Genomic DNA, 13941 nt, shown 5'->3' with positions numbered 1-13941 from the left:
GCTAAGCCTTCGCCGCACACTCGGCGCACAGGCCCCACCACGTGACCTCGGCCTCGTCGATCGTGAACCCCGGCGCCGACGACGGGTGCAGGCACGGCGCCGAGCCGACGGCACACGGCACGTCCTCGATCCGGCCACACGCGCGGCACACCAGGTGGTGGTGGTTGTCGTGCCGGTCGAGCTCGAAGCGCGCGGGCGAGCCGGCCGGTTCGAGCGTGCGCAGCAGGCCGACGCCGACGAGGTCGTCCAGCACGTTGTAGAGCCCTTGCCGCGACAGCCCGCCCGTGCCGGCCTCGACGGCGGCCGCGATCTCGGCCGCCGTGGTGTGCGGGTGGTCGCGAACGGCACCGAGCACCGCCCGGCGCTGGGCTGTGTTCCGCAGTCCCCTCCGCTTCAGCTGGACCGCGAAGTCATCCATGACCCGATGGTAACTTCGCACCACTCGGTGACACCGATCGAGGGACCCGGGTCACATCCGGCCGAGGACGGCCAGGTCAGGCCCCGTCCTCGTCCCCGACGCCGAACGACTGGCGCCGCCGCGCGATGGCCCGCAGGTCCGCCTCGATCTCGCCGGCGGTGCGGCGCAGCGGTTCGAGCAACTGCGCGCGCATCTCTTCCTTCGACCGCCGGGTGGAGTGCATCGAGACGTTCAGCGACGCGTACACCTGCCCGTCCTCGTGTGTAGTAGCGGATGAGGACGCGGCGCTGATGCCCGGGTTGTAGAACGCCTGGCGCGACTGGCGGAAGTCGACGCGGCTGGTGGTCACGCGCGACCAGCGGGCGCGCGAGATCGCCACCGGCATGCTGCGGCTGTCCGCGTCCGGCACCGAAGCGCAGTACAACCACTGGGAGTCGATGCAGATCTGCAAGTTCGGCTGGGGCTCCGCGATGGCCGCCGAGATCGACCCGGCCGGCGAGCACCTCAAGCACGTGCTGCGCATGGCCCGTTGGTACCTCGACTCCCAGCGCGCCGACGGCAGCTGGGTGCCGAGCGGTTTCCTCGTCGCCGAGCCGAACGACAGCCACGCGATCGAGAAGACGGCCGAGCACACGTTGTGGGTGCACATGATGCTCACGAGCCTGGCTGGCGCGGCGAATCGCGGGCCGGTGGCCGCCGGCCGGTAGCGTCCACAAAGGACGTCAGACTCGCGGGTGAGCCGCCGCGGCGAACTCGGGCAGGACGTGGTGTCGAACGCGGAGAAACCGGTGAAACCACGGAGCTGTTCACCCGATCCGGTGGCCTTCGCGTGTCGAACGGCTGAGCGGGCGCGTCACCCCCGCGTCTGGACCAGACTCGCCCGGTGATGAACACCTCCCTCGACGACGCCGGCCGCTGCCTTCTCTCGGTGGCCTGGAACATCCGCACCGGCGTCCCGCGGGCGGGGGCTCGCAAGGAGGAGATCCGGGCCAGGCTGCAGGCCGTCTGCCGTTCGATGGGGCACGCCGCATGCGCCCGCGCGGCGGCCGGGTCGCCGCCGGACCACGTGCCGTTCCTGAAGCTCGCCGACCTCGCCTACGAGATCGACACGCTCCTGCTGCTCGTCGACACCGCGCTGGCGCCCGACGCCGACCGCGACCGCCGCCGATGGGCCGAGATCGAGACGCTCGTCGCCGGCGTGGACGACCTCGTGGACCAGGCCGCGGCGATCCTCGGCGGACAGCTCGCGGTCAGCCGCTGACGCTTTCCCCGCACGGGGTGTTCGAATCCGCACAGGACTTGTGCGTTACCTGTCACTCTTTGACCGGGCGCGAACAGCTACCCGGACGCGATCAGTGCCGGACGCGGACTCCGGCCAGCACCGCGCTGAGGCTCGGCAGCCAGCGCTGCCGCGGGTCGGGGGCGGCGAGCCACTCCGTCGAGACGCCCGGGACCTGCGGGCCGATCGGCAGGGGGACGAGGGCGCCGCAGTCGAGGAGGTCGACGTCGGCGGGCAGGGTGGTGCGGGGCGGGACCAGGCCGTCGGTCTCGGCGAGGATGGCGACGCGCGGGCCGTGCTGCGTCGGCAGGACGAGGACGGGGCCCCGGCAACCGGTGTCGGCGAGGTGGCGCAGCACCGGGCCGGCGGCGAGCTTCGGCAGAGTCACGGCGCACAGGCCGTTCTCGAGCGCGAGGAACAGCCGGCTGCCCTGCCAGCGCACCGACCAGCCGAAGAGGCGGCCGTAGTAGGCGTCGAACCGCTCGTGGGCGTGCTCGGCCGGCACGAGCTCGGTCGGCTGGAGCTGCTGGTCGAGGGTCATCGTCGACGCCTTCCGGTCGTGGGGAGTGGTCACAGGGGCCCGAGGTCCGACCCTGAGTCTAACGGCACTCAGTGCCACTAGCAAGACGGCCTGCTACCGTCTTCGGGCATGACGGAATCGCAGCGCCGCGCGCCGGCCACCCGGGTCGGGGCGACGCCCGCCGGCCGACGGCAGCTGCGCCGGGCGCTGTCGTCGGCGGCCGTGGACCTGTTCGTGGCCAACGGGTACGAGGCGACGACCGTCGACGAGATCGCCGCCGCGGCGGGGGTCGGGCGACGCACGTTCTTCCGGTATTTCGACACCAAGGACGACGTGCTGTTCGCCAACCACGACGAGATCGTCACGGAGATGGAGCAGGCGTTCGAACGCGCCGATCCGGCACGCGACCCGGTCGAGGTGGCGTGTTCGACGGTGAGCCTGGTGCTCGACTACTACGCCGCGGATCTCGACGTGTCGCTGAAGCGGTTCACGCTCACGCGGACGGTGGCTTCGTTGCGGGACAAGGAAGTCGCGACCGTCGACCGGTATCAGCGCGTGCTCGCGCGGTACCTGCAGACGCGGTTCGCCGAGCAGGGTGACGCCACGGCGAGCCTGCGGGCGGCCGTCGCGGCGGCGGCGATCGCGGCGGCCAACAACCACGTGCTGCGGCGGTGGCTGCGCAGCGGCGGCAAGGACGACATCGCGGCGAGCGCGGCGCGGGCGTTCGCCCTGGTGGGGGAGGCTTTCCGGCCGGTGAACGCCGAGACGACGGTGGTCGCGGTGCTGAGTACGGCGACGCCGTTGCCGGAGGTCATGGCCCGGCTCGGTGCGGCGTTCCCGGAGTCGGACTGATAAGTGCACTCAGTGCCATTGCGCGGTGGCGGAGATCTCGACCGGATAGCCGGTGCGGAGGACGGCGACGGTCGCGGGCGGCGTGATGACCTGCGCCGTTCCGCGGCGGGGCAGGGGGTGGCGGGGGCCGTAGCCGGAGGTCGTCCAGGAGGTCAGGCCGCCGTCCACGACCAGGGCGGGCCCGTCGTCGCGCAGGACGAACACGCCATCCGGCAGTTCGGTCCACGGCAGCTCGTGGAGCCGGCGCCGGCGGCCGTCGAGGCGTTCGGTGTGCAGCCGGCGGTTCATGGCCCGCGCGGACGGCGGCGCGACGTTCAGCGCCTCGGCCCAGCCGTCGCGGTACCGCAGGTAGTCCGCGCGCCGGCACTCCCCGCACGGCCGGTGGCCGGCGGCGAACGACACGGCCTCATCGTGGAAGTACAGGTGCGTGTAGCGGCGCGGCAGCCACTGCTCGCGCCACCGGCCGCGGAACTCGAGCCGGCAGGTGATCCACAGGTCGCTCGCGTGGGTGCGCACGATCTCGTGTCCGGAGTGGAGGATCCCGCGGTTACCTGTCCACGCGCCGCGCAGCGGAATCGCGACAATCTCGCCCAGCGGCGTCACTCGGTTGCGCTCGGGCCCGCTAGCCACGGCCGGCTCCGTGGTGCGGGACAACGCTGCGCCCGACTTGGCCGGACCCGGCGGTGCTGGGCCGGACAGCGCCGCACCCGGTACGGCTCGGCCTGGCAACGCTGCGCACGGTACGGCTGGGCCGGACAACGCTCGGCCGGACAACGCGGCGCGCGGTACGGCTGGGCCGGGCAACGCTGTGCACGGTAGTGCTGGGCCCGACAACGCCGCACCCGGTACGGCTGGGCTGGCCAACGCCGTGCCCGATAGAGCTGTTCCGGACAACGGTGCGCCCGGTAAGGCGGGGCCGGGCAGCACCGGGCCGGACAGTGCTGGGCCGGACAGTGCCGGGTCGGACAATGCTGTGCGGCGCGAGCCGATGAGCGACAATGCCCCAATGGTTCGCATCGCACGTGTCTACGACCCGGCCGGCCCCGACGATGGCGCCCGCGTCCTCGTCGACCGCGTGTGGCCGCGCGGCGTGGCCAAGGCGAAGGCCGCGCTGGACGACTGGTGCAAGGCCGTCGCCCCCACCACCGAGCTGCGCAAGTGGTACGCCCACGACCCCGCCCGGTTCGCCGAGTTCACCCGCCGCTACCGCGCTGAGCTCACCGCCCCCGGCCCGGCTGCCGACGCCCTCGCCGACCTGCGCGCCCGCGCCGCGCAGGGCCCGCTCACGCTGCTCACCGCGAGCCGCGCCCTGGACATCAGCCAGGCCGCCGTCCTGGCGCAGCTGCTTTCGGAAGACTGACACGAGCCCATCGTCCCCGCCCTCAGCCCCGAACGCTGGCAGGTTCGCGACACGCACGCCGAAAACCGCCGTTCGCAGCCCGAGCGCGAGCGACCCCGAGAGCGAGCCGGATCGCGCGGCTGTCGTCGCGAGGTGCTCTGTGTACTCGGATGTGTGTCGCTCTCTTGTCGTGACGGTCGACAGGTTGGCGGCACGCACGCCGACCGTTGTTCGCAGGCCGGGTGCAGGCGTCACCGGGGCGAGCAGGTCGGCGCGGCTGGTGCGGCGAGTGGCCTGTGCGCTCGGTGTCTCGCTCTGGTGTCGCGATCGGCGGCGGGCTCGCTGCACACACGCCGAAAACCGCGGCTCGCAGGCCGGCAGCGGGCGGCCTGCGAGCCGGATTGCGCGGCTGCAGCCGCGAGTGGCTTGTGTGCCTGGTGTGTCTCGCTCTTGTGTCGTGGAGGTCGGCAGGTTCGCGGCACGTACGCCGAAAACCGCAGCCCGGGAGCAGGCGACCTCGGGGAGCGAGTCGGATCGCGCGGCTGCTGTCGCGAGTCGCTTGTAGGCCCGATGTGTCTCGCGTTCGTGTCGCGATGGTCGGCAGGTTTGCGGCATGCGCGCCGACCGCTGTTCGCGGCCCGGGAGGACCCCACGGAGCGAGTCGGATTGCGCGGCTGCCGCCGAGAGTCGCCCACGCGCCCCGTGTCTCTCGCGCGCGCATCTCGAAAGCCCACGGATTCGCGCCACGCACGAAAAAACCGCTGCCGGCGCCCGCGCGAGCGAGCACCGGCAGCGGCCGGGAAGCAAACCCCCTTACGGAGCCAGGTTGAGCTGCGTGGCCTTCACCGCGTTGGCGACCTGGGTGCAGTCGGCCGTGGTGGTGCCGGCGACGCCGGTGCGGGCGTTGGTGGTGCAGGCGGAGTTGAGGGCCGTGCCGAGGTCCTTGAAGGTGGACGTGGGGCGCAGCAGGTTCTCGACCTTCCACCAGAGGGCGATGGCCTTGTCCTCGCCGATGCCGTGGACGGTTTGGCCGTTGAAGGTGTCGCCGTCGGTGATGAGGTAGTCGGTCTTGTCGACGACGCCGGCGTCGATGTGGGGGTCGCCGTTGGCGCCGACCCAGAACTGGCCGTTGACGCGGTCGGGGCTGGGGCCCTCGCCCGAGTTGGGCGGGTTCTTCATGTCGCGCACCTGCCCGATGGACGAGCCCGCGCCCATCAGCCAGCGGTTGGCGCCCTGCACGTTGGCGTCGCCGGACTTGATGGCGATGAACTGGCCCATCACGTCGGACATGCCCTCGTTGAGCGCGCCCGCGTAGCCGTTGCCGAGCTGCGAGGTGTGCTGGGTGACGCCGTGGGTGAGCTCGTGGCCGGTGATGTCCATTGTGGTCACGCCCTCGCCGAAGGCCATCTGCTCGCCCTCCCAGAACGCGTTGGCCCACGGGCACTGCGTGTGGCGGCGACCGTCCGATTCGGTCTCGACCTCGCACATGCGCACGGTGCCGCGCAGGGCCTTGCCCTTGCCGTCGTGGTAGTCGGCGCCGATGTTGGCGGTGAGGTCGTACGAGGCGAACTGGGAGTAGAAGTTCTGTGCGTCGCCGAAGAAGTCGTAGACGCTGTTGACGTCCGCCGTCGCGACGGCGGCCTGGCCCTCGCCGCGGGTCACGCCGAACGCGGTGCCGACGCCGCAGCGCAGGTCGGCCAGCGTGGCGATGTCGAGGTCCACGACCTTGCGCTTCGCATCGCAGACCACGCGGTTGGTGGCGGCCTCCGACTCGCCCCACACCTGCAGGACCTTGCCGGTGTCGGCGCCGACGACGACCGTCCACTTGTCCTCGGGGTCCGCGCCGTTGACGGGCACGAAGTAGGTCGGCACGGCGGTGGCGCTCGCGCCGTCGCCGCCCAGGCTCGCGTCGTACCAGTACGCGGTTTCCGCGCCGGTCTTCAGCACGCCGGCGGCCTTCTGCGCCACGGCGGCGTGGGCGGCCTTCGCCGCCCGGTCCTGGGCGCCCTTCGCGTCGGCCGGGAACGAGCCCTGCGTGCGCTGCGTGGTCTTGCCGAGCGCGGCCATGAGCGCGCCGCTGCCGTCGAGGTCCTGCACGATCTGCGCGCCGTACACCGGCACCCCGCCGACGTTCTGCTGCAGCCGCGCGACGCTGCCGCCCGGAAGGGACTGCACGCTGGTCAAGGTGAGGTCGCCGACGGCGAGACCGAACTGCCGGGCCAGGTCCGCGGTGTGCGACTGCGCGGCCGCGGCGGCGTTCCCGGCGAGACCGCGGGCGGCGACCGGGGTCGCGGGCTGGACGGCGATGACGCGGCCGAGGGAGTCGGTGCTCACCTGGGTCTGGGGCGACGCGCTCGCGGCGCCGCCGGCGGCCACGAGGATCGACGAAGCCGTGACTGCTGTAGCCAGCACGGCCAGCCGTTTCGAAGACATACGGTCTACCTTCCGCACAGAGGGCCAACCCGAGTGACCCGTGCGAGAAGTTTCGGATTCCGGTCCGAAACTCAGAAGCGCCGAAAGTAGGGAGTGGATCGTGGTCCAGCCATTGGATGGAAAAACCCCAAAACGGACACGGTGAAGCGGATGTCGTTCTCCGCCAACGACTTCCGGCCCGGCGACGAAAACAACCGGGGTCCAGGATGTGGGATTACAGAATCGCGGCCAGCGCGTGGAATTCGCGCCGCACCTTTTCGATCCCCGGCGTCGACCGCGAAGGGTGCACCCGGTTGGTCAGCAGCACGTAGTAGCGGCCGCGTTCCGGCTCGACCCACAGGCTGGTTCCGGTGAAGCCGGTGTGGCCGTATGCGCCGGGTTCCAGGTCGGTGCCGACGGGGGAGCCCGGCACGTCGAGACCCTGCCACGCGAGCCCGCGGCGCAACGCGAGACCCTCGGTGTGACAGGCGATCATCTCCGCGTGCGACGCGGGCTTGAGCAACGCCTGCGCCCCGCCCGCCAGTGCCCGGCCGAGACGTTCGACATCACCGAGGGTGGCGAACAGCCCGGCGTGCCCGCAGACCCCGCCCAGTACCACGGCGTTCTCGTCGTGCACCTGTCCACACACGACCCGGCCCCGCCACGGACAGTCCTCAGTGGCCACCGCGTCGGCCAGAAACCCCTCAGCGGGGCCGAATCCGGTGGCCGTAAGCCCCAACGGCCGCGTCACGAGCTCCGCCACGAGCTGGTCGAGCGGCGCGCCGCCCGCGGCCTCGGCGATCAGCCCGAGCAGGATGAAGCCCTGCGACGAGTACTCGACCCGCGTGCCGGGTGCGACACGCAACGGCGCGGTCCGGATCGCCTCCAGCAGCGCTTCACACGTCGGATGCTCGCGGTAGAGCGGAGTCCCGCCCGGCAGCCCGGACGTGTGCGTGAGCAGCTGCCGCACGGTGATCGCGGCCTTGTCTCCGCCCGCATACGCCGGCAGGTGCCGGGGGAGCGGATCGTCGAGATCGATCAGGCCCCGCTCGGCCAGCGCCACGACCACGATCCCGACGACCGGCTTCGTCACCGAAGCCAGATCCCACCGGCTCTCCTCGGTCGCCGCCGGACCGCCGTGCCAACGCGTTCCGAGCACCCCGCGGTCGAGCACGCCGTCAGCGGTGCCGACCGACCACGCCGCGGCCGAGTACAACCCCTTCTCGGAAGCCAGAAGGTGCTCAATCCTCATCGGACACCGCCTGCAGACCCACCGGCCCCAGCTTCGCCGAGATCCGGTTCGCCGCCTCGGCCACCAGGGGGCCGAGCGCCGCGAAGGCCTCCGGCTGCAGCGTGAACGTCAGCCCCGACACGCTGACCGCTCCGGCGACCACCCCGTCGGCATCCACCACGGGCGCCGCCACGCAGCGCACGTGCGCTTCGTACTGCTCGTCGTCCACCACGTACCCGAGACTGTCCACAGTGGTCAGCGACGCCCGGATCTCCGCCGGATCGGTCAGCGTTTTCGCCGTCCACGCCTTCAACGGCCCGGCGAGCATCGCGGTGACTTCGGCCTCCGGCAGCCGTGACAGGATCGCCCGCCCGACGCCGGTGCAGTACAGCGGCACCTCGCCGCCCGGCCGGGTGTTCAGCCGGTATGCCTGCTCCGGCTCGAGCTTCTCCACGTACACCGCCCGGTCGGCGTGGCGCACCGCGTAGTGCACCGTGTGCCCGGTCCGCCGTCGCAGGTCCGCGAGCACGGGCCGGGTCGCCCGGGTGGCTCGGCTGCCGGCGAGCACGGCGGCCGAAAGCCCGAGCAGCCGCGGCCCGACGTCGTACTGGCCGCCGCCCGCCGCGGCCGCGAAACCGGCGTCCGCGAACGTCTGCAGCATCCGGTGCGCGGTGGGTTTCGGCAGGTCACAGGCCTTCGCGAGGTCGGCGAGCCGGTGCGGCCCACCGGGGCGCGCGAGTGTCGCCAGCACTTCCAGCGCCTTGTCCACCGCGCCGCGGGGACTGTTCGCCGAGTCGTTGACAGCCTTGGTCACGGCGCCTACCTTAGCGCAATCGCATTCCATCTGACGGAACGGTCTTTCACTTCACGAAACGATCGAAAGGAGCCGGCACCCCGTGGCCTCTCCGCGTCCCCGCCTGTCCCGCCGCGACGCCCTCCGGCTCGGCGGCCTGGCGCTGCCCGCACTCGCCCTGCCGGGCCTGCTCACCGCGTGCGGCAGCGCGGCCGGCACTCCCGGCACCGTGCTGCGCGTGGCCCAGACCTCGGACCCGAAAACCCTGGATCCCCAGAAACAGGGCGACCTGACCTCCATGAACGTGCTGATCAACATGTTCGACACACTCACCACACGAGGTCCGGACAACCAGCTGAAACCCGGGCTGGCCCTGTCGTGGTCCTCGCCCGACCCGCTGACCTGGCGCTTCAAGCTCCGGCCCGGCGTGAAGTTCCACAACGGCGAGCCGTGTGACGCCAACGCCGTGGCCTTCAGCATCAACCGGCTGCTCGATCCCGCCACGAAGTCGCCGATCGTCGAGCTGCGCTATGTGAAGCAGGCCAAGGTCGTCGACCCGCTGACGGTGGACCTGCACTGCAGCCAGGCCGACCCGATCATCCCCGCGAAGGTGTCGTTGTTCGGCGGAGTCGCCGTGCCGCCGGGGTACCTCAAGCAGGTGGGCTCCGCGGGCTTCGCGAAGCACCCCGTGGGCACCGGGCCGTTCACCTTCGAGGAGTTCCAGCGCGACCACCAGCTGCGGATGCGCCCGAACCCCGCCTACTGGGGCGGCAAACCCGCCTACGACGAGCTGGTGTTCCTGCCGATGCCCGACGCGTCGTCGGCGCTGGCCTCGCTGCAGAGCGACGAGGTCGACATCGTCGCGAACCTGACGCCCGACGCCGCGCTGCAGATCCAGGGGTATCCCGGCGTGGCGATCCGCAACTACCCGGGCATCCGCACGTCGTACCTCTCGCTCGACACGACCCAGGGCCCGCTGCGCGACGTGCGGGTACGCCAGGCGCTCAACCACGCCGTCGACGTGCCGCTGCTGATCAAGGCGGTGCTCGACGGCAAGGCGCGCGAGGTGCCGACGATGTTCCCGCGCGAGTCGTTCGGCTTCGACCCGTCGATCACGCCCTACACGCGTGACCAGGGCGAAGCCAAGCGGCTGCTCGCGGAGGCCGGGTTCCCGGACGGCTTCGACACCTCCCTCACCGCGCAGACGGCCGACTCCAACATCGCCGAGGCGATCTCCGGTCTCCTGGCGAAGGTCGGGGTGCGGGCGCGGGTCGACCTCGTCGACGCCGGCACCTACTCGAGCCGCCTGACCTCGAACAACCGCGGTGCCCTCGGCCCGATCTACCTCGCCGCGAGCACCGGCTGGACGCTCGACGCCGAGAGCCTCGTGCAGTCCAACGTCCGCCACGACCGGCGCCAGAGCCGGTGGCACAACCCGCAGGCCGACCGGCTCATCGACGCCGAGGAGCTGTCGCCCGCCCCCGCCGACCGGCAGAAAGCCTTCACGTCGTTGCAGCAACTTCTCAAGCAGGAGGCGCCGTTCGTGTTCCTCTACCAGATCGACAACATCTACGCGGTCAACACGCGCCCCAGCTGGCACCCCGGTGTCGTCGGCGTGCTCGCCATGGCCTCGGCGACGGTGACCCCGTGACGGCGCCGGTCACCACCGCGACCCGCCCGCCCGCGCGCGCCGGCGCCGGCGTGCTGCGCGTGGTCGTGACGAAGGTGCTCACGGCGATCGTGGTGCTGTTCTTCGTGGCCACGGCGGCGTTCCTGCTCGTGCGGCTCTCGGGCGACCCCGTGAAGCTGATCCTGCCACCCGACGCCACCGCGGCGCAGGAGGCGACGCTGCGGGCGAGCCTCGGGCTCGACCGGCCGCTCATCACGCAGTACCTCGACTACCTCGCCGGTCTGCCGCGGCTCCAGCTCGGGAACTCGCTCGTCTACGACCAGCCGGTGACCGACGTCCTGTTCTCCCGCGTCCCGGCGACGCTGGAGCTGGCCGGGTCCGCGCTCCTCGTGGCGCTCGCCCTCGCCGTGCCCGCGGGCACGTTCGCCGCGATGCGCCGCGGCCGCGCCGGCGACTCCGGCGTGATGGCCGGTGTCCTGGTCGGACAGTCCACTCCGGCCTTCTGGGTCGGGATCCTGCTCATCCTGATCTTCGCCGTGCAGCTGAAGATCCTGCCCGCGTCCGGCTACGGCGGCATCGAGCACCTGATCCTGCCCGCCGTCACGCTCGCCGTGTACTCGGTGGCGGTGATCGCGCGGCTGCTGCGCTCGTCGTTGATCGACGTGCTGGGCTCGGACTTCATCCGCACCGCGAAAGCCAAGGGCCTCGGCACCGGCGGGATCGTGCTCGGCCACGGTATGCGCAACGCGGCGCTGCCCGTGGTCACGGTCATCGGCCTCGAGGTCGGCTCCCTGCTGGGCGGCGCGATCCTCACCGAGCAGGTGTTCTCGTGGCCCGGCCTCGGCCGGCTCACGGTCGAGGCGATCCAGAACCGCGACTTCCCGCTCGTGCAGGCCGCGGTGCTGTTCTTCGCCGCCACGTTCGTGATCGTGAACCTGCTGGTGGACCTGTCCTACACGATTCTCGACCCGAGGGTGCGGGTGACCTCATGACCGCCATCACCGCTGTCGCCACCGCTCGATCTGCCCGGCCGAGCGCCGTGCGGGCGATGCTGCGCAACCGGCTGGGCTCCGTCGCCGTGACCGTGCTCGTGCTGATGGTGCTGGGCGCGGTGTTCGCACCGCTGATCGCGCCGTACGACCCGGGCACGCAGGACCTGCTGGTACGCCTGCACCCGCCCGCGTGGCAGGCCGGTGGCGACGCGAGCCACCTGCTCGGCACCGACCAGCTCGGGCGCGACATCCTCTCACGCCTTTGTTACGGCGCGCGGATCTCGCTGCTGGTGGGCGCGTGCGCGGCGCTGCTCGCCGGGATCGTCGGCGCGGTCATCGGGCTGGTGGCCGGGTTCCTCGGCGGCTGGTTCGACCGGATCCTCATGCGCCTGGCCGACATCCAGCTCGCGTTCCCGCCGATCCTGCTCGCGCTCGCCATCGTCGGGTTCCTCGGCTCCGGTCTGTGGTACGTCGTGCTGGTGCTCGGCTTCACGGGCTGGGTCTCCTACGCTCGCGTGATCCGCTCCGAGGTGCTTTCCCTGCGCACCAGGGAGTTCGTCACGGAGGCACGGGCGATCGGCGTCACGGACCTCGCGATCATGCGCCGCCACCTGCTGCCCAACGTGATGGCGCCGCTCGCCACCATCGGCACGCTGCACGTGGCGGCGGCGATCGTGGCCGAGGCGTCGCTGAGCTACCTCGGCCTCGGCGTGCCGAAGCAGACCGTCACGTGGGGCGGCATGCTCAGCGACGGCCAGCTGTACCTGGGCACGTCGTGGTGGGTGGCCGTGTTCCCCGGCATCGCGCTGATGATCACCGCGCTGGCCGTCAACATCACCGGCGACGTCCTGCGCGACGTCGCGGACCCGAAGGCGTACCGCTCATGAGCCTGGTGGAGATCAAGGACCTGCGGGTCGAGTTCCGGCTCGACACCGGCACGGTGACGGCCGTCGACGGCGTGAGCTTCGCCGTGGACGAGGGCGAGACGCTGGCGGTGGTGGGGGAATCGGGCAGCGGCAAGACGGCCACGGCGCTGTCGCTGCTGCGGCTCAACCCCGAACCGCCCTGCGTCTACGAAGGCGAGGTGCTCCTCGACGGGCGCGACGTGCTGCGACTGTCCGAAAAGGACCTCCGGCGCATCCGGGGCAACGACGTCGCCATGGTCTTCCAGGACCCGATGACGAGCCTCAACCCGGTGAAACGCGTGGGGGCGCAGGTCGCGGAAGTCGTGCGGCGCCACTCGGGTGCCTCCCGCGCGCAGGCCGCGGCGGCCGCGGTCGAAGCGTTGCGGGAAGCCGGGATTCCCGACCCGGAACGGCGGGCGGCCCAGTACCCGCACCAGCTTTCCGGTGGGCTGCGCCAGCGCGTGATGATCGCCATGGCGCTGGTCGGCCGGCCGCGGGTGCTCGTGGCCGACGAGCCGACGACCGCGCTCGACGTGACCGTGCAGGCGCAGATCCTCGAGCTGCTGGTGGAGCTGCAGCGCCGCCACGGCATGGCGATCGTGCTCATCACCCACGACCTGGGCGTGGTGGCCGAGGTCGCCGACCGGGTCGTGGTGATGCGCTCGGGCCGCGTCGTGGAGACCGGCGCCGTGCTGCCGGTCTTCGAGACACCGCAAGAGGAGTACACGCGCGAGCTGCTGCGCGCCACACCGAAGCTGGAGCGGGTATGACGAACCTGGTCGAGATCCGGGGCCTGCGCAAGGACTACGGCGCGGTGGCCGCCGTCGACGACGTCGACCTCGACGTGGTCTCCGGCGAGACGCTCGCCGTGGTCGGCGAATCGGGCTCCGGCAAGACGACACTGACGCGGCTGTTGCTGCGCCTGGCCGAACCGACGGCCGGCAGCGTCCGCTTCGACGGCGCCGACCTGGCGACGCTGCCGGCGGCCCGGCTGCGCAAGGTGCGCCGCGAGATGCAGGTGGTGCTGCAGGATCCGTACTCCAGCATGAACCCGCGCCTGCGCGTCACCGAGATCGTCGGCGAACCGCTGGTCACGCACGAGCGCGGCCTGCGCGGTCGCCGGGGACGCACGCGGTTGCGCGCGCGGGTCGGGGAGCTGCTCGACGCCGTCGGCCTCGCGCCGGAGGTGCAGGACCGCTACCCGCACGAGTTCTCCGGCGGGCAACGGCAGCGCATCTCCATCGCCCGCGCGCTGGCGCTGGAACCGCGACTGGTCGTGCTGGACGAGCCGACGAGCGCCCTCGATGTGTCGGTGCAGGCGCAGGTCCTCGACCTGCTCGCCGAGCTGCAGTCGCGGCTGCAGCTGACGTACGTGTTCGTGTCGCACAACCTCGCCGTGGTGCAGCAGATCGCCGACCGGGTGGCGGTGATGCGCGCGGGGAAGATCGTGGAGCTCGCGGCGAAACAGCAGCTGTTCTCCGCGCCGGAGCACGACTACACGCGGACGTTGCTCGACGCGGTGCCGGACCCGGACCCGCGGCGGGCCCGGCGATGGGCGACGTCGTGAGGC

Annotated in this window: 16 protein-coding genes; 9 read left to right on the top strand and 7 right to left on the bottom strand. The window is 71.7% G+C overall.

All coding sequences use genetic code 11. From position 1 onward, the window contains the following. Position 1: 1 nt before the first annotated feature. On the bottom strand, positions 2-418 hold the full coding sequence (locus tag AB0878_RS40640; protein ID WP_366586822.1) for a Fur family transcriptional regulator: 417 nt from the start codon (positions 416-418) through the stop codon (positions 2-4). A 76-nt stretch (positions 419-494) separates the two neighbouring features. Next, positions 495-767: a hypothetical protein gene (locus AB0878_RS40635; protein ID WP_366586819.1), complete on the bottom strand. Its 273-nt coding sequence runs from the start codon at positions 765-767 to the stop codon at positions 495-497. On the opposite strand from AB0878_RS40635, the gene AB0878_RS40630 reads away from it, so the two are divergent. Together AB0878_RS40630 and AB0878_RS40625 are read left to right on the top strand one after the other, a co-directional pair. Next, entirely contained in the window at positions 760-1125 is a 366-nt protein-coding gene (locus AB0878_RS40630) for a hypothetical protein (RefSeq protein ID WP_366586816.1), read from the top strand. The two genes, AB0878_RS40635 and AB0878_RS40630, sit on opposite strands and share 8 nt — an antisense overlap. 179 nt (positions 1126-1304) lie before the next feature. Beyond that, on the top strand, positions 1305-1679 hold the full coding sequence (locus tag AB0878_RS40625; RefSeq protein WP_366586813.1) for a hypothetical protein: 375 nt from the start codon (positions 1305-1307) through the stop codon (positions 1677-1679). A gap of 91 nt (positions 1680-1770) precedes the next feature. On the opposite strand, the gene AB0878_RS40620 is transcribed toward AB0878_RS40625, so the two are convergent. After that, positions 1771-2238 carry a hypothetical protein gene (locus AB0878_RS40620; RefSeq protein WP_366586811.1) on the bottom strand — a complete coding sequence of 156 codons (468 nt, stop codon included), beginning with the start codon at positions 2236-2238 and terminating at the stop codon, positions 1771-1773. A gap of 108 nt (positions 2239-2346) precedes the next feature. On the opposite strand from AB0878_RS40620, the gene AB0878_RS40615 reads away from it, so the two are divergent. Next, positions 2347-3069, top strand: coding sequence for a TetR family transcriptional regulator (locus AB0878_RS40615; protein WP_366586809.1), 723 nt, complete (start codon positions 2347-2349; stop codon positions 3067-3069). A gap of 9 nt (positions 3070-3078) precedes the next feature. On the opposite strand, the gene AB0878_RS40610 is transcribed toward AB0878_RS40615, so the two are convergent. After that, on the bottom strand, positions 3079-3699 hold the full coding sequence (locus AB0878_RS40610) for a hypothetical protein (protein ID WP_366586806.1): 621 nt from the start codon (positions 3697-3699) through the stop codon (positions 3079-3081). A gap of 376 nt (positions 3700-4075) precedes the next feature. Here AB0878_RS40610 and AB0878_RS40605 point away from each other — a divergent pair, with 376 nt between their 5' ends. Continuing rightward, positions 4076-4429: a DUF488 family protein gene (locus tag AB0878_RS40605; protein ID WP_366586804.1), complete on the top strand. Its 354-nt coding sequence runs from the start codon at positions 4076-4078 to the stop codon at positions 4427-4429. A 792-nt stretch (positions 4430-5221) separates the two neighbouring features. Here the strand turns inward: AB0878_RS40605 and AB0878_RS40600 are convergent. The 3 genes from AB0878_RS40600 to AB0878_RS40590 all read right to left on the bottom strand — a co-directional run bounded on the left by AB0878_RS40600 (position 5222) and on the right by AB0878_RS40590 (position 8865). Then, positions 5222-6841, bottom strand: a complete 1620-nt coding sequence (locus tag AB0878_RS40600; RefSeq protein WP_366586801.1) for a M4 family metallopeptidase — start codon at positions 6839-6841, stop codon at positions 5222-5224. A 214-nt stretch (positions 6842-7055) separates the two neighbouring features. Beyond that, a complete protein-coding gene (locus AB0878_RS40595; protein ID WP_366586798.1) occupies positions 7056-8072 on the bottom strand; it encodes a serine hydrolase domain-containing protein in 1017 nt (338 codons plus the stop codon). Beyond that, positions 8062-8865 (bottom strand): IclR family transcriptional regulator, encoded by an 804-nt coding sequence (locus AB0878_RS40590; protein WP_366586795.1) that lies wholly within the window; start codon positions 8863-8865, stop codon positions 8062-8064. Before AB0878_RS40590 ends, AB0878_RS40595 begins: the two co-directional genes overlap by 11 nt. Positions 8866-8947: 82 nt before the next feature. Between AB0878_RS40590 and AB0878_RS40585 the strand changes: the two genes are divergently transcribed. From AB0878_RS40585 to AB0878_RS40565, 5 genes are read left to right on the top strand one after another with little or no spacing between them, the layout of a single operon-like run. Then, complete coding sequence (locus AB0878_RS40585) at positions 8948-10495, top strand: ABC transporter substrate-binding protein (protein ID WP_366586792.1); 1548 nt, start codon at positions 8948-8950, stop codon at positions 10493-10495. After that, positions 10492-11466: an ABC transporter permease gene (locus AB0878_RS40580; protein ID WP_366586790.1), complete on the top strand. Its 975-nt coding sequence runs from the start codon at positions 10492-10494 to the stop codon at positions 11464-11466. The genes AB0878_RS40585 and AB0878_RS40580 overlap by 4 nt, the downstream gene beginning before the upstream one ends. Further along, the gene (locus AB0878_RS40575; RefSeq protein WP_366586788.1) at positions 11463-12353 is read left to right on the top strand and encodes an ABC transporter permease; all 891 of its coding nucleotides are present in this window, start codon (positions 11463-11465) and stop codon (positions 12351-12353) included. The genes AB0878_RS40580 and AB0878_RS40575 overlap by 4 nt, the downstream gene beginning before the upstream one ends. After that, entirely contained in the window at positions 12350-13141 is a 792-nt protein-coding gene (locus AB0878_RS40570; RefSeq protein WP_366586786.1) for an ABC transporter ATP-binding protein, read from the top strand. Before AB0878_RS40575 ends, AB0878_RS40570 begins: the two co-directional genes overlap by 4 nt. After that, positions 13138-13938, top strand: coding sequence for an ATP-binding cassette domain-containing protein (locus AB0878_RS40565; protein WP_366586782.1), 801 nt, complete (start codon positions 13138-13140; stop codon positions 13936-13938). The genes AB0878_RS40570 and AB0878_RS40565 overlap by 4 nt, the downstream gene beginning before the upstream one ends. The last annotated feature ends 3 nt before the right edge of the window (positions 13939-13941 follow it).

Source organism: Amycolatopsis sp. NPDC047767 (assembly GCF_040704195.1).
In the GTDB taxonomy this organism is placed as follows: Bacteria; Actinomycetota; Actinomycetes; order Mycobacteriales; family Pseudonocardiaceae; genus Amycolatopsis.
This window is presented reverse-complemented; position numbering and strand designations above follow the sequence as displayed.